Below are 24169 nucleotides of genomic sequence, written 5' to 3'. Positions count from 1 at the left end.
AAAATTATGGCAAAACGATCAGCACCAGAAGTTAATGCAGGATCTATGGCTGATATTGCATTTTTACTACTCATATTTTTCTTAGTAACGACGACTATTCCAAAAGATTCAGGAATTAATCGTAAGTTACCTCCAATAGAAGAAAATGATGAAGATGTTAATATCAAAGAAAAGAATATTTTTACTGTATTATTAAATGGTAAAGACCAGCTCTTAGTTGAAGATGAATTAATGGAAATTAAAGATTTGAGAAGTGCAGCTGTTAAATTCTTAGATAATGGAGGCGATGGAAGTTGCGATTATTGTAAAGGCGCTAGAGATCCTAAGTCTTCAGATAATCCAGATAAGGCTATCATTTCTTTGAAAAATGAAAGAGAAACATCATATAAAGCCTATATCTCTGTACAAAATGAGTTAGTTGCGGCGTATAATCAACTGCGTAACCGACGTGCACTAGAGATAGGGCCTAAGAGAGGATTTCCTGATATGGATTATATAGCTATGGAAAAAGCTTATGATGACCCTAAATTTACTGGAAATAAGGATAAGCTAAAAGCTGTTATTACACAGATAAAAGAAGAAATTCCTCAAAAACTCTCTGAAGTTAAATAAATAAAATGTAGAACACATGTCTAAATTTAAAAGTAAAAAAGATAATAGTTTACCTGCGGTAAATACAGCATCATTACCAGACATTGTATTTATGTTGTTATTTTTCTTTATGGTAGTAACTGTAATGAGAGAAGATACGCTCATGATTGAAAACAGGTTGCCTAACGCTGACCAAGTTGAAAAATTAGACAAAAAATATCCAATTAGCTATATTTATGCAGGAAAGCCTTCTAAAGGTTATGAGAAGTTTGGTGATGTAGCTAGAGTTCAACTTAACGATAAGTTTGCAGATATTACTGAAATACAGTCATTTATAAATGCTGAAAGAACTGCTATTAGAGAAGAATTGAGAGATAAACTTACAGTGTCTCTAAAAGTAGATAGAGAAGCTAATATGGGTATTGTTGGAGATATTAAGCTTGAATTGAGAAAAGCTAGTGCATTTAAGATTAATTACACGACTGCTACAGGTGACGCGTTATCAAATTTTGATTAAGTCATCAAAATTAGTTAAAAACATAAAAGGCATCCTATAATTAGGATGCCTTTTTTCTATACGTTGCTAAAATTTTATGGATTTTATTCAGTTATATTTGTAATATGAAAGTTAGTTTTTATTTTCTTTTTTTTATAATAGGATTTTTAAATTGTAACGCTCAGAGCACGTTTCAAAATGAGATAAAAAAAGATACAACTACTCTAGTTGATAACGCTTATAGAGAAGACCAATTCTACGCTTCAATTACATATAATTTATTAGCAAATAAGCCAGATGGAGTATCGCAAAGTGGTTTTTCTAGCGGGTATCATATTGGTTTTATTAGAGACATGCCACTTAATAAACGACGTAATATAGCTATTGGAGTAGGCATAGGTTTGTCCTCTAATTCATATAATCAAACGTTATTAATATCAAAAGAAAATGATGATTTTGCTTATTCTGTTTTGGATGATAATGAGACGGAGTTCAGTAAAAACAAATTTGCAACCTATTTGGTTGAATTTCCAATAGAATTTAGGTGGCGTACTTCTACAGCCAAAATATATGATTTTTGGAGAGTCTATACAGGAATAAAATTTGGGTATGTTGTCTTAAATTCTTCAAAATTTGATAGTTCTACTGGCGATCTAAAATTTTCAAATATTGATGATTTTAATAAATTACAGTATGGCTTGACCCTAAGTGCTGGTTATTCTAATTTTAACTTGCACCTTTACTATGCACTTAATAACATCTTTAATAGTGATGCTACATTAGCAGGTGAGCAAATAGAAATATCTTCAGTTAGAATCGGGTTAATTTTTTATATCCTTTAAATTCACAACCAATAATTTAGTAAAATTAGTTGAGGAAGAAAACCTACAAAGAAACCAACAATAAGCTCTACAGGTGTGTGCGCTTTTAAATGTAACCTAGACGTAGCAATACCTCCAAGTATAATAAACATCAATGCAATAGTACCATTTATATTTATTTTGAAATGAATTGCTAATGCTATTGCAAACATAAAGAATCCTGATGCAGCTATTAGATGAATACTCGCTTTGAATTTTATTATTGCCAGAGCAAAACAGGTAATAGTCGAAATCAAAACACCTATAAAAAAGAAATATAATTCTTGGATTTCATTTTGAGGTAAAACCCTATACAAGACTAAAGCTACTATGATACAATTGAGTAACAAAGGAAGTTTACGTTCATTGGTAGTTTCTAAGTAAAAGGAGTCCACTTTATTTAGTGTCTTTAAAAGGTAATAAAGTAAGATTGGAAGTATAACAGTGAGAATAATGACAGAAAACAGCTTAGCTTTAATCACTTGGTTTGGAATAAAGCGTGGCGTTTTAGAAAAATAAAAGACAACACCTAAAAGCGGCATTAAAAGTGGATGAAAAATATAAGATATGCTTTTGAGGAGTTGACTCATCATATTTTTTTTCGCAATCTTGCTACTGGTATATCTAATTGTTCACGATATTTTGCAACGGTTCTTCGTGCAATAGGGTAACCTTTCTCTTTGAGAATGGCTGCTAATTTTTCATCTGTTAATGGTTTGCGTTTGTCTTCATCTTCAATGACAGTTTCTAATATTTTTTTAATCTCACGTGTAGACACCTCTTCACCTTGGTCATTAGTCATAGACTCAGAGAAAAACTCCTTAATAAGTTTAGTTCCGTAAGGTGTGTCAACATATTTGCTATTGGCAACTCTAGAAACTGTTGAAACGTCCATTTCTATTTCGTCAGCAATATCTTTTAGAATCATAGGTTTGAGTTTGCGCTCATCTCCAGTAAGAAAGTATTCTTCTTGATAATGCATAATTGCACTCATGGTAACAAAAAGTGTTTGTTGACGCTGTTTTATTGCCTCAATAAACCATTTTGCAGCATCTAATTTTTGTTTAATAAACATTACAGCATCTTTTTGAGACTTACTTTTATCTTTAGATGCTTTATAACCCTTCATCATGTCGCTATACTCTCTAGACACGTGAAGTTCTGGAGCATTTCTTCCATTAAGTGTAAGCTCTAATTGGCCATCAACAATTTTGATTGCAAAATCAGGGACTATGTGTTCTACAATTTTATTATTCCCAGCGTAAGAGCCACCAGGTTTTGGATTAAGTCGTTCAATTTCTTCTATAGCATCTTTTAATTGTACTTCAGTAATATCAAACTTTTGTAATAATTTTTTGTAATGTTTCTTAGTAAACTGATCAAAAGCTTTATCAATAATGTTGCATGCTAATTCTACGTCTGGATGCTTTTCTTTTTTGTGTAATTGAATACTCAAGCATTCTTGAAGATTACGAGCTCCAACACCAGGAGGGTCTAATTGATGGACCTTCATTAATGTTTTTTCAACAGTTGCTTCATCAGTATAAATACCTTGGGTAAAAGCAAGGTCGTCTACAATATCTGATAGCGATCTACGGATATAACCACTTTCATCTACACTGCCTACTAAAAATTCAGCAATATCTCGCTCATGATCATCAAGCCTGAACGTATTTAATTGATTTATTAAATGTTGTGTAAAAGATGTTCCTGCAGCATAAGGTACATTTTTCTCTTCATCGTCACTACTGTAGTTATTAGCTTGCGTACGATAATCGGGTATTTCATCATCACTTAAATAGTCATCAACATTGATGTCTTCAGCTTCAATAGTTTCATTATCGTTGTAGTCGTCATTAGAGTTGTCAAACTCATCATATTTATCTTCAAATTCATCTGCAGTTTCCTTTCCGCTTTCTAAAGCTGGATTCTCTTCCAGTTCTTGTTTCAAACGTTGTTCAAAAGCTTGTGTAGGCAATTGTATCAACTTCATGAGTTGAATTTGCTGCGGAGACAACTTCTGAGATAATTTAAACTGTAGGTATTGTTTTAAAGCCATAAGGTTGTTGCCAGATTATATAAAACTACAAGAATTATTCCGACTAATAAAAAAAATCTAAAATTCAGCGTTTTGTGGTGTTCTTGGATACGGAATAACGTCTCTAATATTACTCATTCCTGTAGCAAACATTACTAAACGCTCAAAACCTAGACCAAAGCCAGAATGAACGGCAGTTCCATATTTACGCAAATCAAGGTACCACCAAAGTTCTTCTTCAGGAATACCTAAAGCATTCATTTTTTCTTTTAACACCTCTAAACGTTCTTCACGTTGAGAACCACCAACCATTTCACCAATTCCAGGGAATAAAATGTCCATAGCACGAACTGTTTTTCCATCTTCATTCAAACGCATGTAGAATGCTTTTATATTTGCTGGATAATCAAATAAGATTACTGGACATTTAAAGTGCTTTTCCACAAGAAAACGTTCATGTTCACTTTGTAGGTCGGCTCCCCATTCTTCAATGATATAATTGAATTTTTTCTTTTTGTTTGGCTTGCTGTTTCGCAAAATATCAATAGCTTCAGTATAACTCACTCTTTTAAAGTTATTGTCAACTACAAACTTGATTTTTTCTATCAAATTCATTTCAGAGCGTTCGGCTTGTGGTTTAGTTTTCTCCTCATCTTGTAAACGCTTGTCTAAAAACTCTAAGTCATCTTGATTGTGTTTTAATACATAGCTTAAAACGAATTTCATAAAATCTTCTGCCAGATCCATATTGCCATCCAAATCCATGAAAGCAACCTCAGGTTCTATCATCCAGAATTCTGCTAAATGACGAGATGTATTAGAGTTTTCTGCTCTAAATGTTGGTCCGAAGGTATAAACTTTTCCAAGGGCCATAGCAAATGTTTCAGCTTCTAACTGACCAGAAACGGTTAAGTTGGTTTCTTTGCCAAAGAAATCTTCTTTATAGTTAACCTCGCCTTGATCTGTTAAAGGAGGGTTTTTAGCATCTAAAGTACTTACTCTAAACATTTCTCCGGCGCCTTCGGCATCACTACCTGTAATAATTGGCGTATGCATATAGTAAAATCCATTCTCGTTGAAGTATTTGTGAATGGCAAATGATAGTGACGAGCGTAAACGCATCACAGCACTAAATGTATTAGTTCTTGTACGTAAATGCGCGTTTTCTCTTAAAAATTCAAACGAATGTTTTTTAGGTTGAATAGGGTAATCGTCAGCATCTGCATCACCTAAAATTTCAATTTTATTTACTTGTATCTCTACCTTTTGACCTTTGCCTTGGCTTTCTACTAATTCGCCTTTAATATGAACTGCAGCACCTGTAGTTATTCGTTTCAATAAAGCTTCATCAGTATTTTCAAAATCTACTACGCACTGTATATTGTGTATTGTAGAGCCATCATTTAAAGCAATAAAACGATTTGCTCTAAAAGTTCTCACCCACCCTTTAATTTCAACAGGTTGTAGCGTGATATCTTGTGTTAGTAATTGCGAAACTGAATATGTCATTTGTAATAAATTTAATGCAAATATAATTGTTTATGGCGTGTCGTTTTCTTCTGAAACATCATCATCTTCAGGAATGATATTTATTGCTGGTTTACGTAATACTTCCTTATTAGCAATATTGCGTTCTAATGATAGTAATAACGACGGTAGTAAGAGTAAATTAGATAGCATTGCAAATAATAATGTTGCAGAAACTAATGCACCTAGAGCAACTGTTCCTCCAAAGCTGGATGAAGTAAAAACGATAAATCCAAAAAACAATACAATTGAAGTGTAGAACATGCTTACACCAGTTTCACGTAATGCAGCATATACAGATTTACGTATTTTCCAGTGATTAGCTTGTAACTCTTGTCTGTATTTAGCTAAAAAATGGATTGTATCATCAACAGAAATACCAAACGCTATACTAAATACTAAAATTGTTGAGGGTTTAATAGGCACATTTAAGAAGCCCATAAGGCCTGCTGTAATTAGTAATGGCAATAAATTAGGAATAAGTGAAACGACAATCATTCTAAAAGACCTAAACATGTATGCCATGAATAATGATATTAAAAAAATGGCCAGAGATAAAGATATTGCTAGATTTTTCACTAAATATTTAGTTCCTTTTTGAAAAACCAAAGCTTTACCTGTTAAGGTTACCTCATAACGTTCTTTAGGAAATTCTTTATTGATCTTGTTCAGCAGGTTTTCTTCAATACGTTCCATTTTATCTGTACCGATATCTTTCATAAATGTAGTAATACGTGCATATCGACCTGTACTGTCTACAAAGTTCTTTAGCATGTCTACATTAGAAGATGAGTTTTTTGCATAAGATAATATGAAGCTGTTTTCTTGACTAGTAGGTAACTGATAGTATTTTGGATTGCCATTGTAATAGGCTTGCTTACTATATTTAACCAAACTCACAGCAGATATTGGACGTGAGAGTTCGGGTGTTTCTATAATTAGCTCTTCTAAAGCATCCATACGCTTTAGAGTGCTTAGTTTCATAACTCCTTTTTTACGTTTAGTATCTACCATAATCTCTAATGGCATAATACCATTAAATTCATTTTCAAAAAATTTAATGTCTTTGAAGAATTCTGTTTCTTTTGGCATGTCTTCAATAAGACTTCCAGAAATCTTTATTTGATAAATACCAATAATACTTGCTACTAGAAGTATAAGTGAAGTGACATAGATTGTGATTTTTTTATGCCTTACCATTCGCTCAATCCAATCGACAAAGCCACCAATCCAGCGTTTATTAAGATGCTCAAGGTGACGATCTTTAGGATAGGGTAAGAAAGTGTATATAATTGGTATAACAAGCAAACATAACATAAAAATAGCTAGGATACTCAATGAGGCTACAATTCCAAATTCCTTTAATAGAGTGCTCTCGGTTAAGATAAAAGTAGCAAATCCAGAAGCTGTTGTTACATTTGTCATTAATGTGGCATTACCAATTTTTGTAATAACACGTTGAAGCGATTTTACCTTGTTTCCATGAAGTTTAACTTCATGTTGATATTTATTAATTAAAAAAATACAATTAGGAATACCTATTACGATAATAAGAGGTGGAATTAAAGCGGTCAAAACTGTAATTTCATACTTAAGTAAACCTAAAATACCAAAGGTCCACATTACACCTACACAAACAACTATTAAAGAAATTATAGTAGCTCTAAATGACCTAAAAAAGAAAAAGAATATAATTGAAGTGACCAATAGTGCAGCGCCAATAAACATTCCTATTTCGTCTACAATGTTTTGGGAGTTGAGTGTTCTTATGTAGGGCATTCCAGAAATCCTAACATCAAGATTATTAGAGGCTTCAAATTCACTTATCTTATCTTCAAGTGTGAGCATTATAAAATCTTTCCTTTTAGGCGTGTTTACGATCTCTTTTTTAAGATAAATAGCCGTACGGATTGTTTTAGTCTCTTTATTAAATAAAAAGTTATCGTAAAAAGGATATTGCTTAAACAGCTCTTTTTGTAAACCTTCTATTTGAGCCGTTGTTGTTATTGAATCTTTTATAAAAGGTTCTAGATCAAATTTTTCAGCCTTGGTGTTTTTTATAAGCTTTTGAAGGTCTTTAATAGAAACTACAGTTTCTACTTCATCGTAATTCTTGAAATCTTCTGAAAGTTTATTCCAAGCGTTTAACTTTTCTACTGTAAAAAGCGTTGAATCTTTTACACCTAAAACGATAAGATTCCCTTCTTCACCAAAAATTTCAAGAAAATCATTATAAATAATATTAACCTGATGATCATCAGGTAATAAATTAGCTTCAGTATAGGTAAATCGCATATGCTTCCACTGATAGCTAAAGAAAAGAGTAGCCAGAATGATGGTAATAAGTATACCTATTTTATTACGCAGAATTAATCGCGCAATCATCTCCCAAAAACCTGTTGAAAATAATTTAAACATTTACCTATTAAAAAGCAGCGACAAAGGTAGAAAAAACCAAGGGATAAGCGTTATAAATTAACGCTATTTTATTGTATTTATAACGAGACATTGAAAGTGAACTTAGCTGCAATATTATCTGCTAATGATGGTAGGTGATAACCGCCATATCTATATGCAAAACTAAGTCCAAAGCCAAAAAGAAGTTTATTGAGTTCTAAGCCTGCTTCAGAATACCCTTTATTCAAAGTTCCAAATTCAATATTTTCATGGCGTTCAATGTCATTCATATCACCTAAAGCAAATCTAGATATAAGAACAAGTTGAGGTCTGTAACGCTCACTTATTTTAAAGGGTTTTATGAAATGCTTTATTTGTAATGTGGTAAATCGGTCTGAAAAAAATTCATTGAAATACATGGTTTCAAAGCTATTGACTCCAGCTACTGAAAAACGTTGTAAAATGGTTTCTTTAGTAATGTTATTTGGATACGCGTGATACAAATGCGTGAGAGGTGTTCTTCCAGTAGCAATGCCACTACTTAAAACGGTTTCGGTGAATACGTTTTCGTTATAATTGATTCGGTATGTTGTTCTGAAATCTGCTTTGAAGAAATTAAAATCACCATTAAGTACATTTTTGAAACTTTGAGTTAGTTGTAAAGTAAATTTAGGATAACCGATCTTTTCTTCAATTACTTTACTATCTATAATCTCATAGTTACTGAAAGGGTTCCATTGTAAAGAAACCTTTGCCGTACTTATATCAAAAGTTCTATATTGTTTTCCATCGGTTACAAAACTGTAATTGTATGTTGGGTCAATTTTACTAACAGCAAACTCAGTTTCTGTAGTTAACTCATGTAACAATTGATGTTCAATATTAATAGCTTTCGTAATGTGTTTGTGGAATAAATCTATATTTAATAAACGTGGTTCAAAAAATTGAAAAAACCGTTTATCGGTTAAAAAACTTGAACTTCCAGTTTCTTGAAGATCATCAGTATACGATAAATTAATCCATGTATCTGTGGCTTCATTGATTCTAAAACCACCACCAATTTTATATTTAAACCTATGATCTTTAAAACCGTAAACCAAATAACTGTTTATTCTATATCTTTCTGAAAACGCATCGTTAGTAACACCTCCTAATCCAGTTCTTAATCCTTCATACTGATTAAATTTAATTAAGTAGCGTAAATCTAGATTTAAAAACTTGGTTGGAAAATATCCATTTCCCAATTGCTTTAAAAACTGTGTGTTTTTTATTGAATCGTTCTTAACTTTTGAAGAATCTTGTTCAGTAGTGGGCTCTTGACAGTGCAATGCATGAGCGCACAGTGTGATAAAAATTAAGAGCAACCACTTATGCATTTATTTTAAGGTAATGGATTAAGATTAATGAAAAAAAAAGCGACAATCAGTTAGTCGCTCTTTGAAATTATACCGTCATGATTTCTTTCTCTTTGACTTCAAAAACATCATCTATTCTTTTAACGTACTTATCAGTCATTTGTTGCACGTCAATTTCGGCATTTTTTTGTTGATCTTCAGAAACATCATCTAGATTTTTAATTTCATTATTAGCATCTTTACGAGCGTTTCTAACGCCGATTTTTGCATCTTCAGCTTCAGCTTTTGCTTGTTTTGAGAGGTCGCGTCTACGCTCTTCTGTTAAAGGTGGAACATTGATTATAATGGTTTCGCCATTATTCATTGGGTTGAACCCTAAATTAGCAACCATTATGCCACGCTCAATTTCTTGTAGCATACTTTTTTCCCAAGGTTGAACAGTAATGGTTCGTCCATCAGGTGTGTTTACATTAGCCACTTGAGATAATGGTGTTTGTGTACCGTAATAATCAACCATTACACTTCCTAACATTGAAGGGCTGGCTTTACCTGCTCTAATATTCACAAACTGTTTTTCTAGATGCTTAATAGCATTATCCATTGCCTCTTTGGCCGTATCTAATATAAATTTTATGTCTTCGTTCATAGTTTAAAACTTTAATTTGTAAAATGCTCACCAAAAAACAAGCCAAATATCATAAATTAACTTTAGTTCCTATATTTTCTCCTGAAACAACTTTTAATAAATTCCCTTTTTTATTCATGTCAAATACGATAATTGGAAGTTTGTTTTCCTGACTTAAGGTAAAAGCGGTAGTATCCATAACTTTTAAACCTTTTCTTAATACATCATCAAATGTGATATGGTCAAATTTAATTGCATCAGCATTTTTTTCAGGATCATCGTTGTATATACCATCTACTCTTGTTCCTTTTAAGATCACATCGGCTTCAATTTCAATAGCTCTTAATACAGCGGCAGAATCTGTAGTGAAATAAGGGTTCCCAGTGCCACCACCAAAAATAACAACACGTCCTTTACTTAAATGGCTCATTGCTTTGCGCCTTATAAAAGGTTCAGCGACTTCATTAATTTTAATTGCTGTTTGCAAACGTGTTTTTACATCAGCATCCTCTAGTGCATTTTGCAATGCTAATCCGTTAATAACAGTAGCTAGCATTCCCATATGATCACCTTGTACGCGGTCCATACCATTCATAGCGCCAGCAACACCTCTAAAAATATTTCCACCACCAATTACTATAGCGACTTCTACACCTAAATCTGTGATTTCTTTTATGTCTTTTGCATATTCTGCAAGACGTTCAGGGTCAATACCGTATTGTCTTGTGCCCATTAAGGCTTCTCCAGATAATTTAAGTAAGATTCTTTTGTACTTCATAATTGTGTTGAAAGTTTAGCAAATATAATCATTATTGTAATTTAGAAAAGTAGAATTTATATATAAAAAAACCTCTCAGTTTAATGAGAGGTTTAAATCTTTATGTAAGGATGAATGTATTATCCTACTGTAGCACGTTTAAATCCAGTTACAGCAACATCGCCATAAGATTCAACATACTGAGCAACGGTTTTCTTTTCATCTTTGATAAACTTTTGATCTAATAAACACTGTTCTTGATCTAAAGTGGTATTATCAGAAATGAAACGCTCCATTTTACCTGGTAATATTCTGTCCCAAATTTGTTCTGGCTTACCTTCGGCTTTTAATTCTGCTTTTGCAGCTTCTTCTGCTTGAGCCAATACCTCTGGAGTTAATTGAGCCATAGAAATGTATTGTGGTACATTTTTAAGTGTTTTACCTAAACGACCTAACTCAATATTGTCTTTTTCAATAACAGCTATTCTTGCTTCTGTTTCTGAAGCTACGTAAGCAGGATCAAAATCTTTGTATGATAATGTTGTTGCTCCCATAGAAGCAACTTGCATAGCAACATCTTTTACCAATACTTCTGCATTCTCAACTTTTGCCGATAAACCAACTAAAGCTGCAATTTTATTAATGTGAACATATTGTCCTACATATGGCGCATCTAATTTTTCAAAAGCAGTGATGTCTAATTTTTCGCCAATAACTCCAGTTTGCTCTGTTAACTTTTCAGCAACAGTCATTCCTCCAAAATCAGCAGCTAAAAAGTCTTCTTTTGTGTTATAGTTTAACGCTACTTCAGCCAACTCATTAGCTAAAGCTACGAAGTTTTCGTTTTTACCAACGAAATCTGTTTCGCAACCTAACACGATAGCAACACCTGAGGTATTATCTGCATTAATTTTAGCGATTGCAGCACCTTCAGATGAGTCTCTATCGGCTCTTTTTTCTGCAACTTTTTGTCCTTTTTTACGAAGTACTTCAATGGCTTTATCAAAATCACCACCAGCTTCAACTAGTGCTTTTTTACAATCCATCATACCAGCTCCTGTGGCTTGTCTTAATTTATTTACTTCTGCGGCTGTAATTTTTACCGTATTTTCCATAATGATATAAAATTTAAAAAAGTCGTTTAATTTATATTTCGTGAAGAAAACAATTAAACGACTTAATTATAATGTGTAATTGTTTATTTATTCTTCTTCGTTAGCTGCTACTGCTTTTGCTTCAGCTTTTACTTCTTTTTTAGCTGCTGGTGATTTTTCACTCTTAGCTTCTTTTTCAGATTTATCTGATTTTCTCTCAGCTAAACCATCTGCAACAGCTGATGTTACAACTGATAATACTTTGTTAATCGATTTAGAAGCGTCATCATTAGCAGGAATTAAATAGTCTACTTCTCTTGGATCTGAATTGGTATCTACCATTGCAAAGATTGGAATATTTAATTTTTGAGCTTCTTTTATAGCTATATGCTCACGCTTTATATCTACAACAAATAAAGCACCAGGTAAACGTGTCATGTCTGAAATAGAACCTAAGTTCTTTTCTAATTTTGCTCTTTGACGATCAACTTGTAAACGTTCTTTTTTAGATAATGAGTTGAATGTACCATCTTTTTTCATACGGTCAATAGCTGCCATTTTTTTAACTGCTTTTCTAATCGTAACAAAGTTAGTTAACATTCCGCCTGGCCATCTTTCTGTAATGTAAGGCATGTTTACAGCACCTGCTTTTTCAGCAACGATATCTTTTGCTTGCTTTTTTGTGGCAACAAATAAGATTTTCTTTCCAGAAGCAGCAATCTTATGAAGCGCTTGAGACGTTTCTTCGATTTTAGCTGCCGTTTTGTAAAGGTTGATAATATGGATGCCGTTACGCTCCATATAGATGTAAGGAGCCATATTTGGATCCCATTTTCTTGTTAGGTGACCAAAGTGTACACCTGCTTCTAGTAAGTCTTTTACTTCTACTTTTTCCATTTTGTAATAGTTTACGTTCTGTTGAATTAGCAATGATCAAGTGGTTGCTTTCGCTCGCCTTAAGCATTTAGATGCTAAACTAAATCCTGACGGTTAAGTCATGGACAACAATAACTGGTTTTTAATTTGTGCTGAACGTTCAGCGGTTTTTTATGAATGGGATTCAGGAGTCTTTTGTAGACCTCCTGAATCACCTTCAGAATAATTTTAACGTTTAGAGAACTGAAATTTCTTACGTGCTTTCTTCTGTCCGAATTTTTTACGTTCGACCATTCTAGGGTCTCTAGTTAATAATCCTTCTGGCTTTAATATTAATCTGTTTTCTGCATCCAACTCACACATTGCGCGAGATAATGCTAAACGGATCGCTTCGGCTTGGCCTGTAATGCCTCCACCGTAAACGTTTACTGTAATATCAAAGTTGCCATCATTGTTAGTCATAGCTATTGGTTGATTTACCTTATACTGCAATGTTGCAGTAGGAAAATAAACCGCCATGTCTTTTTTGTTTACCGTAATGTTGCCTTTTCCTTTAGCAACGTACACACGGGCAACAGCCGTCTTTCTACGGCCGATTTTGTGAATTACTTCCATTAATTGAATTCGTTTAAGTTAATTGTTCTTGGTTTTTGAGCTTCGTGCTTGTGCTCAGAACCTACAACAACGTTTAAATTACGGAATAAATCTGCACCTAATTTGTTCTTAGGGAGCATTCCTTTAACTGATTTTTCCACGATTCTTGCAGGATCTTTTCCAAACAATTCAGTCGCAGTTAAACTTCTCTGACCACCTGGGTAACCTGTGTGGCGAATGTACGTTTTGTCATTCCACTTGTTTCCTGATAAGTTGATCTTTTCTGCATTAATAACAATTACGTTATCTCCGCAATCAACATGTGGTGTGAAGTTAGGCTTGTGTTTACCTCTTAAAAGTATTGCTACTTTTGAAGCTAAACGACCTAGCGTTTGATTTTCAGCGTCAACTAAAACCCACTCTTTATTTACAGTAGCTTTGTTTGCTGAAATCGTTTTGTAGCTTAATGTGTCCACACTTATTAATATTAATTACTTGTCTCATGACAAGCAGGTTAAACTTTTCTCTCTCAAAAAGAGTTTGCAAATTTACGATTAAATATTTGATTACCAAACCTTATTAAGGCAATATTTTGGGCAATGATTATTTTTTTAATCGATTGCAAATTTTTTTTAAAAGATATGATGTTATACCTATGTAGTGTGTTATATGTTAGTTGGAATAATGCTTTAGGTTGCTTGAATTTACGATTATTATTTTATCCTTGCTTGTAACTCAGATATGATGTTTGCATAAGTTCTTAACACACGATCCCATTCTTTAAATAATTGATCGCTCTTTACACTAGTTTGTGGCAAACCAGATTGCTCGCTTATGAGTTTTACTTTAAAAACCACAGGTGAATCATTGGCTTGTTTAACAATTACACGTGTTCTTATTGAGTTTTGTCTAAATGTTTGTAGAGACCATGCTGTTCTAAGATATCCTGTTTCTTTATCGGTCATTTCTAACACGTCAAAATGAGATAAGATGATTTGATTTATCAAACGCCAAGCTTTGTCTTTAGTTGTTGAGTTACATGTAAACTCAATATCAACATTTGCAATATCAGTTTGTATTGATGCATTATAAGCATCATCAGGTTTTAATTCTAAATAGTAGGATTTGGGTGGCTTAGGCATATTTTTTCTATTACAAAACTCAATTTTTTCAGTTAGAAAGCCAATTTTTTGGACAATAATTGTAATGCAATCTTTAGTTGGAACTACAAGTTCCATACTTCCTTTACCTAATAATTTTCCGTTAACATAAATTTCGGCATCAGTTTCTGAACAGCCGAAATCAATTTTTTTCTTACCAAAGAAAACAGAGTTATTGAAATCTAGATTTGATTTTGAATATGAAGTAAAAGTTCCTATACTTAAACAAAAAATGAATAGTAAAAATCGTTTGGTCATAATTAGAGTGTTTTCAGATTATTATCTGGAAACAAATTATAATCAATATGTTTAAATGAAAATACCTATTTATAGGTATAATTTTTTATCTAAGTTATAGCTCTTTAGAATAAAATACCATTACATTAATGTGAATAAACAGATATAGATTAACTAGCTTATATCTGCTAAATACCGATGAACTTGACTTACAGCCATAGAACCTTCACCTACAGCTGAGGCAACACGTTTAACTGAGCCATGTCTAGCATCTCCAACTGTAAAAATTCCTGGAATACTAGATTCTAACGATTGTGGTTCTCTGTTAGAATAGATATCACATTTCATTAGATTTCCTTTTGTAAGTGATGCTCCAGTATAAATAAACCCTTTATCATCTGTAGCAACAATATCATTCATCCATTTGGTGTTTGGTTGTGCGCCAATAAATGAAAACACATTGGAAATCTGCATTTCTTTTTTAGTGTTGTTAGAATTGACAATAATAGATTCTAAGTGATGATTACCTTTGAGTTCTATAATTTCTGTATTCTTCAAAATATGAATTTTTTCTGAGGCTTCTAATCGTTGAACTAAATAATCGCTCATTTTAGAACCTAGGTTATTTCCTCTTATCACTACATATATTTCCTTAGCATAATTAGATAAAAACATTGCTGCTTGACCTGCAGAATTTCCACCGCCTACTATAACAACAGGTTGGTCTAAACAATTACTCACATCCATACCTGTTGCAGAGTAATAGATCCCACTGCCCTCGTATTCATTGATATTAGCTATAGGTAATTGCCTGTATGCAGCACCAGTAGCAACTATAACCGTTTTTGATTTTATAATTTTATCGTTGGTTGCAGAAACTGTAAAACAGTGATTATCATATTCTAGATGTTTTGCACGATGCGGAATAGAGATGTTACAACCAAATTTTTGAGCTTGTACATAGGCTCTGTTGGCCAGCTCTCCTCCCGAAATTCCTGTTGGAAAACCTAAATAGTTTTCAATCTTAGAGCTTTTTCCCGCTTGGCCACCAGGAGCTTCACTGTCAATAGTAACAACGCTTAACCCTTCTGATGCAGCATATACACTTGCAGCTAAACCTGAAGGTCCAGCGCCAATGACCAATACATCAAAAACCTTATCTTCAAAATCCATCAATACTCCACTATATCGTGCTAGTTGATCAATAGAAGGTTGTTTACATACTTTCGAATCGCTATTGATTAATATAGGTAAATCTGTTTCAGTGAGATTAAAACTTTTTAGAAGTTCTACAGCGTCTTCTTGGTTATCGGTATCAATAAAGTTATGCCAAATATGGTTTTTTTCTAAAAAGTCTCGTATTCTGTATGTAGCATTGGACTTTCCAGATCCTACTAATTTTAATCCTCCAGACATTTCATCGAGAACAGTTTGTTGTCGTAGTAAAAAGGCATTCAATAACACATCACTTATATCACTATGTTTTGATATGACTTCTTTTAAGGCTTTAGGTTTGATACGAAGCAAACTGGTATCTGGTTGAGCTGTAGCATGAAATTGTGCAGCACGATTAGATAGCATGCCGCTGTCACCAGTAAATTCATATTTACCGTGTTTTACTATAATGGTTTGATTGTAAGGATCTTCAATATAAACTTCTCCTTTTAAGATTACGAAGAAGTCATATAGGTTATCCCCTAAAGTAAAAACTCTTGCTGAGTTATTGTAATTTTCAATAGTACCATAATGTTTTAAAGTACTTACTTGTTGATGTGTTAATTCTGGAAAACGAGGGTCTTTCATACTAATACTTACTTATTAATTTATGTTCGTAACACCATAACCAGTTTTCATTTGGTTCGGCAGAAATGATTACAGGATGATCATGAGAAGCTGCATGCTTACTTGCATGTTTATTTGGAGAGCTATCACAGCATAGTGTTAGACCACAAGATTGACATGTTCTTAAATGGAGCCATTTGTCATCTGTTTTTATGCATTCTTGACATTCATAAGTTTGGGGCTTCTTTATTTCTGAAATGGTACTTAAATGTTGACATGTTTTTCTTTTAAATCCTGACATCATATCTTTCTTATAGGTCATGTAAAGATAGTGAATGATAGATTAAAATTAAGAGTTATGATTTTTTAGAATGAAATACTATTGAACTCATATAAGCAATTCTTTTTATCTTAAGTTCTTCAAGAGTTATAAGATCATTTTCATCAGCTTTTGAAATGATATTACAACTGTATTAGTTTTATAGAGTTAAAGATGTTTCAAAGCATAGTTTACTAAACCTGTATTACTCTTTATGCCTAACTTTTTATGTATGTTTTTTCTATGAGTGTCAATGGTATATTTACTTAGCTTCAAATGTTTTGCCATTTGCAATGAGGTGCGCCCTTTAACAATGAGGTGAAGAATTTCAGTTTCTCGTTTTGTAAGTTGCGTGTCTTTTACATATTTGTTTTCTTTTTGAAACCAGTCTTGTATGTTTTCTGGTAAGTTAGCACTAAAAAAATAATCCCCTTTTACAAGTGTGTGAAGTGCAGAAACTAGTTCAGACTTGTCTACATTTTTAGTAACATACCCTTTTGCACCAGCCTCTAGCATTTCTATAACATCAATGGTTTGATCAAACATGCTTAATGCTAAGACTTTTAATTGTGGATAATTTTTAGAGATAATCTTTGTTAAAGAAATGCCATCCATGATAGGCATTCTAATGTCTGTAAGAATCACATCTGGGATTATATCGTTTTCTAACAATTTTATGACTTGTAATCCATTACTAGCTTCACCAATAGTATCAATGTCTATTGTTTTTGATAGAATAGATTTAATACCGTCAATGAATAATTGATGGTCGTCTGCTATAATAACTTTTATGGTCATAATGGAATGTTTAAGATGACGGTTGTACCATTTCCTTTTGAAGTGTCAATAACAAAATCTCCTTCAATTTTTTCAATGCGTTGTTCAATATTGATCAGGCCAATACCAGTTTTAGGATCTTTAATGTTAAATCCGATACCATTATCTTCAACCATAATCGTTAGTATTTCATCTTGTTCTGAAAATTGCACGATAGCTTCAGTTGCCATTGAATGTTTTATGATGTTGGTAAGTAGTTCTTGAATAATTCTAAATATTTGAATTTCTAGCGTGTTTTCAATTCGTTTGCTTACATCGATATTGATTACTTTGATATCTATTTTTTTTGAATCAGTGATTTGCTTTGCAATAGCTTTAGTAGAAGGGATTAGCCCTTTGCTAATTTGTGCTCCGAAGTTTTTATTTTTAGAGATACTCCTTATTTCGTTGTAAGTGTCGTTCATTAATTTTTTCAACTTGTTATAAAATCCAAAAAAATCTTCTTTATCATCATAACTTTCAAGATACAGTTTTAATGTGGCTACTTTACTTCCTAAATTATCATGCAGATCTGCTGCCATTTTTGAACGTTCAAGTTCTTGTGCGTCTAAAATAGCATCAATACCTTCTAATTCTTGAGACTTTAAAAGCTGATTAAAATCTTGCTCTTGAATGGTTAAGTTTTGTTCCATAATGATACGCTTTCGTTTTGCGTTTTTTTGCAGAAAATAAATGAACAGAATTGTAAGAATCAATGCAAATAATGAAGCAAGTAAGAGGTTTCTGTTTTGTTTACGCTTGTAGTTGGCTTCTAGATTTTCTGTTTTAAGCTGAAGAATTTCTTTTTCTTTTTTTTCAGTTTCATATTTGGTTTGTACTTCAATGAAATTCTTTTGACTATCAGAATTCAGAATACTATCGTTTAAGCGATTTGATTTTTCAGAATAAATTAAGGCTTTATTCATTTGACTAAGACCTTTATAGGCGTCTCGTAAATTATTATATACAACAACTAATTGCTTCCCTTTGACATTTTGCTCTGCAGCATTGAAATATGAAATGGCTGTTTTATAGTCCTTACGTTTTAGGTAGATATACCCTAAATTGCTTTGTGCGACCTCAATACCAGATTTGAGATTGAGTTCGTTTTTTAGGTCAAGTGTTTTTTCAAGATATTGTTTTGCTTTTTCAATGTCTTTTTCTAAATATAGATCACCTAAGTTATTGTAAATAATTGATAGAGATCGCTTGTCTCCAATACTTGTTGCAATTAACTCTGCTTTAGCATTATAATCAATAGCTTTTAAAGTGTCTCCATTTTTATAATATTGAGTTGCTAAATTTGGTAATGTAATTAACCTAAATTGGGTTTGATTTAAACGTTCAAATATTTCAAGTGCTTTTTCACTATACTCAATAGCTTTAGGGAATAGTTCTAGTTCAGCAAAAGCGCTAGCGATATTACTGTAGCATTTAGCGGCATTTAGCGCATCATCAGTTTGTTCAAAAAACCGAGCGCTTTCTGTAAGCGTAGTAATGGTTCTATTATAATCACCTTGTCGCAATTGAATAGCTCCAAGACTTATATTTACAATAGCAATCCGTTTTTTATCATTTAATTCTCGAAGTAATTTTATAGTGTTTTCAAAGTAGTAGGTCGCAGAATCCAATTGCGCAGTAAAAAAATGAAAACGTCCTAATTGATTATTAATTTCGGCTAGTAAAGAGTCATTATACTTGTATTGTAATGCATTGTACGTATAGGTTTTTCCCTTTACTAAATCAATACGCTCATAGGCTTTTGCTAATAGCAGGTTTAATTTAGCTTTTTCAAATGATGACTTGGTTTTAGTTAATTTCAAATTTAAACTATCTACTGTTTCGTTCTGCGCTTGTAAAAAACTACATAAGAATAGAAATATGATGTAAAAATTTGTTTTCACAATGACTGGTTGGATTGTAATTTAAAGATACACATTATTGTATTATGAGTTAGCTATTATGACTTGCCATGAACTACATGATGTTTTATTGTTTTTACAAGAAATTTTAATGTAGAGATGTCTGTGTAACTTGTTCTATTTAAAGTGATAAAATTGATTTCATGATTCAAGTATTTATAACAAAACTAGGCTAAGTCTATCCCGTATCATATACCTATAATTAGGTATTTGAATTGCTTTTTATCAGTAATAGTTTTGTTACATAACCCTTTAAACTAGACAATCATGAAGATTAAACTATTACTTATGATGCCACTTTTTATATTCCTACAAGGTGGTGGTTGTAGTGATGATGACGATGGTTCTGATAATACCAATGCTAACTTCATCAACTTTTTAGATACTACCAATGATGGCAATGGTGGTTGTAATATTCAATCTGATGATGGATTAGATATCAGTTGTACCTATTCGGCCTTTTATCAAAGAGATGGCTTATCATATACAATTGCTATAAGCCATGAAGGTGTTTGTAGATCAGGAACGTTTAATTTAAGAGATAATTTAGACCAGCCAAGTAATGTCTATTTCATTCTGCAAGTGGCTTCAAATGGTGTCGCTGTAGATACTTATCTCGGTTTTTCAGGAACAGTTAATCTTACAGATACAGGCACAAGTTCTAGTATTCGTTTTAACGGAACTGTTATAAATACAGATACAGGTGAGGAAGAACCTATTGAAGGGTTTGTACAATGTCCATTATAAAAACTATTTATGAGACAGCATCATTACATATCTATTCTATTCATTTTTGTTGGCTTAAGTTGTGATGAAGCTAAGGAGCTATTTGAGGAAGAGTTTGACGTAGAAACAACTTTTGTCACTGAATTAGAAGTGAATGTGCCTAATGACGCTTCTCAAGATGCTGTTGAATTTCAGTCTAATACTGGGTTATGGGATTTTAGAAATGACCCTAATGTCGCTGAATTTCTTGGAAGTCCCGATGAGATTACTAAAATTCAAATTACATCAGTAAGATATTTCTACAAAGATGTGGTTGGAAATGATGATGCCTTTGTAGAAGGGGAAATTGTTGTAGCTGTTGGACAAGGAACAGATGAATTTGATACAGTTGTCACCAATTTGAGGCAAGCCGATGAAAATAATACGTTGTATACTCTTGAAGGTGATTTTTCAAATGTGAATGCAGCACTTACTCTGTTTGATGTTATGGCATTTTATTATTCTGGTTCAGTATCAGATAATCCTGTACGTTTTGTAACTGATGTTTCAATTACAGCAATTGTTACGATTAAACCAAACTTGGATAATTTGTAAACAACATTCATTTCTATTATGAAAACATTTAAACCTATAATTTTCTTTCTATTAATGACTCCTTTTTTGTTAGCATTCACTTGTGATGAAGATGATGACGAAGATGATGAACCAGAACGTACAATAAATCTGGTAACCTTACAGAATAATTCAGGGCCAGCAGGAAGTGGTTTCTGCTATCCAGAGGAGCCTCAGGTAATATTTATTGTTTCTTACAGAGACATTCAGGTTGATGCTTCTATTAATTCAGAAGGCGCTCAGGGTTTTATTAATGTGCTGGTTGAGGATGGTGAAAGTATTAATGTACGTGTACAGCGTTCAAGTGACGATACTACCATAGCCAATGCTAATATAAATGTAAGAACAACTAGCAGGCCATTTCCTGAAGATACACCAAGACGTATTATATACTGTGAAAATTTTGATCTTGAGTTTGAAGGATTCTAGATGAATTATGTTTTGTAAACATATAATTTAATGCGCTTCTAACCAATTATCTCCAATATCTAAATCTACATCAAGAGGGACTTCTAATGTATACGCATTTTCCATTTCAGTTTTAATCAAAGTCTTCATTGTTTCTAATTCTGGTTTATACACATCAAATACCAATTCATCATGGACTTGCAACAACATTTTAGATTTGTAATTACTTGCTTTTAATTTTTCGTAAATATTAATCATCGCTATTTTTATAATATCTGCAGCGCTTCCTTGAATAGGTGCATTCACAGCATTACGTTCGGCTGCACTTCTTACGACAGCATTGCGAGAATTGATGTCTTTTAAATAACGACGACGACCTAAGACCGTTTGAACGTATCCATTATCACGAGCAAAATCTACTTGGTCATGTATAAAGCTTCGTAATTTTGGATAGGTGTCATAGTAGGTGTCAATTAACGCTTTGGCTTCAGTTCTAGACAAGTCGGTTTGATTACTTAATCCAAATGCAGATACGCCATAAATGATCCCAAAATTAACCGTTTTAGCATTGCTACGTTGTTCTCTGGTAACTTGGGAAATAGGAACATTAAATACCTTTGAAGCTGTTGAGGCATGAATGTCTTCACCATTCTTAAAGGCATCAATCATAGTTTCTTCTTTGCTTAGAGCAGCAATGATACGAAGTTCTATTTGTGAATAATCGGCAGCAAGTAAAGTGTATGCTTCACTTCTAGGAATAAACGCTTTTCGAACTTGGCGACCTCGTTCAGTTCGAATAGGAATGTTTTGTAAATTAGGATTATTACTACTTAAACGACCTGTTGCAGCAACGGTTTGCATGTAATCTGTATGTACTCTACCTGTGCTCTCAAGCACTTGTTGAGGTAAAGCATCTACATAAGTGCTTTTTAACTTTGATAAGCCTCTAAATTCTAAGATGCTTCGTATGATGTCGTGATCTTTTGCTAAATAACTCAATACATCTTCTGAAGTAGAATATTGTCCAGTTTTTGTCTTTTTTGGCTTATCTACTAATTTTAGTTTTTCAAATAAAATCACACCCAATTGTTTTGGTGATGCAATATTGAATTCTTCACCAGCTATATCGTAAATACTTTTCTCTAAAGTTGCAATATCATTATCAAGCTCTACAGATAATGCATTTAAAAAATCTTTATCGAGATTTATTCCTTCTAGTTCCATAGTTGCCAACACTCGTAATAACGGCACTTCAATTTCGTCAAATAATTTTTTAGTATTGGCTTCACCAAGCTCTTTTTCAAAATGCTCTTTTAATTGTAAAGTAATATCAGCATCTTCAACAGCATATTCAGTTTGTTGATCTAGTGGAACGTCTCGCATCGACAATTGGTTTTTCCCTTTTTTTCCAATTAATTCAGTAATAGAAATAGGAGTGTAGTTCAAGTAGGTTTCAGAAAGCACATCCATATTATGACGCATGTCTGGGTTAATCAAGTAATGTGCCAGCATCGTATCAAAAAGCTTTCCTTTAACCTCAATATTATATTTTGCTAAAACTTTAATATCATACTTTAGATTTTGACCAATCTTTTCAATACTGTCACTTTCAAAAAATGGACGCAAGGTTTCCATAAGTTCTTGTGCTTTGTCCTTGTCTTCTGGAAAAGGCACATAAAACCCTTTACCTGCCTCCCATGAAAAGGCTATACCTACGAGTTCAGCAATCAAAGGGTCAAGTCCAGTAGTTTCCGTATCGAAACAGACCGAAGTTTGATTCATTAAGTTTTTAACAAATAGTTTTGTAGCCATTCCAGAAGTCACGCTTTGATAAAAATGTGATGTAGTTTTAGCTGTCGTTCTAGTGTACTCTGAAGTAGATTCATTTGAAGAGGCATTCTCTGAATCAAATAATGAAAATTGACCAGCTCCAGCAGACTTTTGCGTTTTCGATGTCGGTTTTGGTGTTTCTTTTTGTTTTGGTGTTTCAGATGGATGCGTTACAACTTCTTTAGCGAATGTTTTCAAAAAATTATCAGTAAGTCGTCTAAACTCTAACTCTTGAAAAATCTGTTTTACTTTTTCAATATCAGGATGATCAAGTTCAAAGTCTTTAGCATCAAAAGTAACAGGAACATCTAACATAATAGTTGCTAGTTTTTTTGATAATAACCCTAGCTCTCCGTTTGCTTCAACTTTTTCCTTCATTTTTCCTTTAAGCTGATCGGTATTGGCAAGCAAGCCTTCCATACTACCAAATTGCTGAATGAATTTCTTTGCTGTTTTCTCTCCAACACCAGGAAGTCCTGGGATGTTGTCACTTGAATCCCCCATCATTCCTAAAAAATCAATCACTTGCATAGGTGTTTCAACTTCAAATTTCTTCTGTACTTCTGGAATTCCCCAAGTTTCATAACCACCACCAAAAACAGGTTTGTACATAAAAATGTTTTCAGTAACTAGCTGTGCGAAGTCTTTATCAGGAGTTACCATGTATGTTTTATAACCTTCTTTTTCAGCTTGACGTGATAAGGTGCCAATAACATCATCTGCTTCATAACCTTCTTTAACCATAATTGGAATATGCATGGCTTTTAAAATTTCACAAATATGAGGTATAGCTGTTCTAATACCTTCAGGAGTTTCATCTCTATTAGCTTTGTAGGCCTCAAACATTTCTACACGATCGACACTTCCGCCTTTGTCAAAACATACAGCGAGGTGATCAGGACGCTCTCGCTTTATAACGTCTAATAAGGAATTCATAAATCCCATAATAGCAGAGGTGTCTTCTCCTTTAGAATTGATTCTTGGGTTCTTTATAAATGCATAATACCCACGAAAAATGAGTGCGTAGGCATCAACTAGAAAAAGGCGTTTTTGATTTGACATCGGATTGTTTTTTGAAGTTTATAAAGCTACAAAAACTTATGCGTTTATATGGAACAAATTCATTGACAATTTGTAATTTTCCGAA

General features: G+C 33.0%; 23 protein-coding genes. 6 read left to right on the top strand and 17 right to left on the bottom strand.

The window, feature by feature from the left end:
• Positions 1–6 precede the first annotated feature (6 nt).
• The 3 genes from Q0876_RS00425 to Q0876_RS00415 all read left to right on the top strand — a co-directional run bounded on the left by Q0876_RS00425 (position 7) and on the right by Q0876_RS00415 (position 1929).
• Positions 7–612, top strand: a complete 606-nt coding sequence (locus Q0876_RS00425) for a biopolymer transporter ExbD (protein ID WP_299222910.1) — start codon at positions 7–9, stop codon at positions 610–612.
• Positions 613–628: 16 nt separating this feature from the next.
• Positions 629–1108, top strand: coding sequence for a biopolymer transporter ExbD (locus tag Q0876_RS00420; protein WP_299222908.1), 480 nt, complete (start codon positions 629–631; stop codon positions 1106–1108).
• Between the two features lie 104 nt (positions 1109–1212).
• The gene (locus tag Q0876_RS00415; RefSeq protein ID WP_299222906.1) at positions 1213–1929 is read left to right on the top strand and encodes a porin family protein; all 717 of its coding nucleotides are present in this window, start codon (positions 1213–1215) and stop codon (positions 1927–1929) included.
• Positions 1930–1931: 2 nt separating this feature from the next.
• On the opposite strand, the gene Q0876_RS00410 is transcribed toward Q0876_RS00415, so the two are convergent.
• From Q0876_RS00410 to Q0876_RS00335, 16 genes are all read right to left on the bottom strand, one after another.
• Entirely contained in the window at positions 1932–2540 is a 609-nt protein-coding gene (locus Q0876_RS00410) for a hypothetical protein (protein WP_299222904.1), read from the bottom strand.
• Positions 2537–4006, bottom strand: a complete 1470-nt coding sequence (rpoN, locus tag Q0876_RS00405) for an RNA polymerase factor sigma-54 (protein ID WP_299222903.1) — start codon at positions 4004–4006, stop codon at positions 2537–2539. The genes Q0876_RS00410 and rpoN overlap by 4 nt, the downstream gene beginning before the upstream one ends.
• 57 nt (positions 4007–4063) lie before the next feature.
• Entirely contained in the window at positions 4064–5494 is a 1431-nt protein-coding gene (asnS, locus tag Q0876_RS00400) for an asparagine--tRNA ligase (protein ID WP_299222901.1), read from the bottom strand.
• A gap of 30 nt (positions 5495–5524) precedes the next feature.
• A complete protein-coding gene (locus Q0876_RS00395; protein WP_299222899.1) occupies positions 5525–7930 on the bottom strand; it encodes an efflux RND transporter permease subunit in 2406 nt (801 codons plus the stop codon).
• A gap of 77 nt (positions 7931–8007) precedes the next feature.
• Positions 8008–9285 carry a DUF5686 family protein gene (locus Q0876_RS00390; RefSeq protein ID WP_299222897.1) on the bottom strand — a complete coding sequence of 426 codons (1278 nt, stop codon included), beginning with the start codon at positions 9283–9285 and terminating at the stop codon, positions 8008–8010.
• A 67-nt stretch (positions 9286–9352) separates the two neighbouring features.
• Positions 9353–9910 carry a ribosome recycling factor gene (gene frr / locus Q0876_RS00385; RefSeq protein ID WP_299222895.1) on the bottom strand — a complete coding sequence of 186 codons (558 nt, stop codon included), beginning with the start codon at positions 9908–9910 and terminating at the stop codon, positions 9353–9355.
• A gap of 49 nt (positions 9911–9959) precedes the next feature.
• Positions 9960–10667, bottom strand: coding sequence for a UMP kinase (gene pyrH / locus Q0876_RS00380; RefSeq protein WP_299222893.1), 708 nt, complete (start codon positions 10665–10667; stop codon positions 9960–9962).
• Between the two features lie 119 nt (positions 10668–10786).
• A complete protein-coding gene (gene tsf / locus Q0876_RS00375; protein WP_299222891.1) occupies positions 10787–11761 on the bottom strand; it encodes a translation elongation factor Ts in 975 nt (324 codons plus the stop codon).
• A gap of 87 nt (positions 11762–11848) precedes the next feature.
• Complete coding sequence (gene rpsB, locus Q0876_RS00370) at positions 11849–12637, bottom strand: 30S ribosomal protein S2 (RefSeq protein ID WP_299222888.1); 789 nt, start codon at positions 12635–12637, stop codon at positions 11849–11851.
• Between the two features lie 207 nt (positions 12638–12844).
• Positions 12845–13231, bottom strand: a complete 387-nt coding sequence (gene rpsI, locus Q0876_RS00365; protein WP_299222886.1) for a 30S ribosomal protein S9 — start codon at positions 13229–13231, stop codon at positions 12845–12847.
• The gene (gene rplM / locus Q0876_RS00360; RefSeq protein ID WP_299222883.1) at positions 13231–13686 is read right to left on the bottom strand and encodes a 50S ribosomal protein L13; all 456 of its coding nucleotides are present in this window, start codon (positions 13684–13686) and stop codon (positions 13231–13233) included. Before rplM ends, rpsI begins: the two co-directional genes overlap by 1 nt.
• A 237-nt stretch (positions 13687–13923) precedes the next feature.
• Entirely contained in the window at positions 13924–14628 is a 705-nt protein-coding gene (locus Q0876_RS00355; protein ID WP_299222881.1) for a hypothetical protein, read from the bottom strand.
• A 153-nt stretch (positions 14629–14781) separates the two neighbouring features.
• The gene (locus Q0876_RS00350; RefSeq protein ID WP_299222879.1) at positions 14782–16410 is read right to left on the bottom strand and encodes a cyclic nucleotide-binding domain-containing thioredoxin-disulfide reductase; all 1629 of its coding nucleotides are present in this window, start codon (positions 16408–16410) and stop codon (positions 14782–14784) included.
• Position 16411: 1 nt separating this feature from the next.
• Positions 16412–16711: a UBP-type zinc finger domain-containing protein gene (locus Q0876_RS00345; RefSeq protein WP_299222877.1), complete on the bottom strand. Its 300-nt coding sequence runs from the start codon at positions 16709–16711 to the stop codon at positions 16412–16414.
• A 165-nt stretch (positions 16712–16876) separates the two neighbouring features.
• Positions 16877–17506: a response regulator transcription factor gene (locus tag Q0876_RS00340; protein WP_299222875.1), complete on the bottom strand. Its 630-nt coding sequence runs from the start codon at positions 17504–17506 to the stop codon at positions 16877–16879.
• Positions 17503–19428 (bottom strand): tetratricopeptide repeat protein, encoded by a 1926-nt coding sequence (locus Q0876_RS00335; RefSeq protein ID WP_299222873.1) that lies wholly within the window; start codon positions 19426–19428, stop codon positions 17503–17505. The genes Q0876_RS00340 and Q0876_RS00335 overlap by 4 nt, the downstream gene beginning before the upstream one ends.
• Before the next feature lie 285 nt (positions 19429–19713).
• Here Q0876_RS00335 and Q0876_RS00330 point away from each other — a divergent pair, with 285 nt between their 5' ends.
• The 3 genes from Q0876_RS00330 to Q0876_RS00320 are packed head-to-tail and all read left to right on the top strand — an operon-like array spanning position 19714 to position 21213.
• On the top strand, positions 19714–20193 hold the full coding sequence (locus Q0876_RS00330) for a hypothetical protein (protein ID WP_299222871.1): 480 nt from the start codon (positions 19714–19716) through the stop codon (positions 20191–20193).
• A 9-nt stretch (positions 20194–20202) separates the two neighbouring features.
• Entirely contained in the window at positions 20203–20766 is a 564-nt protein-coding gene (locus tag Q0876_RS00325) for a hypothetical protein (RefSeq protein WP_299222869.1), read from the top strand.
• Positions 20767–20784: 18 nt separating this feature from the next.
• Positions 20785–21213, top strand: a complete 429-nt coding sequence (locus Q0876_RS00320; protein ID WP_299222867.1) for a hypothetical protein — start codon at positions 20785–20787, stop codon at positions 21211–21213.
• Positions 21214–21240: 27 nt separating this feature from the next.
• Here the strand turns inward: Q0876_RS00320 and polA are convergent, their stop codons facing one another.
• Positions 21241–24084, bottom strand: coding sequence for a DNA polymerase I (gene polA / locus Q0876_RS00315; protein ID WP_299222865.1), 2844 nt, complete (start codon positions 24082–24084; stop codon positions 21241–21243).
• Between the last annotated feature and the right edge of the window lie 85 nt (positions 24085–24169).

The sequence above is a fragment of the uncultured Psychroserpens sp. genome, from assembly GCF_947503375.1.
In the GTDB taxonomy this organism is placed as follows: domain Bacteria; phylum Bacteroidota; class Bacteroidia; order Flavobacteriales; family Flavobacteriaceae; genus Psychroserpens.
This window is presented reverse-complemented; position numbering and strand designations above follow the sequence as displayed.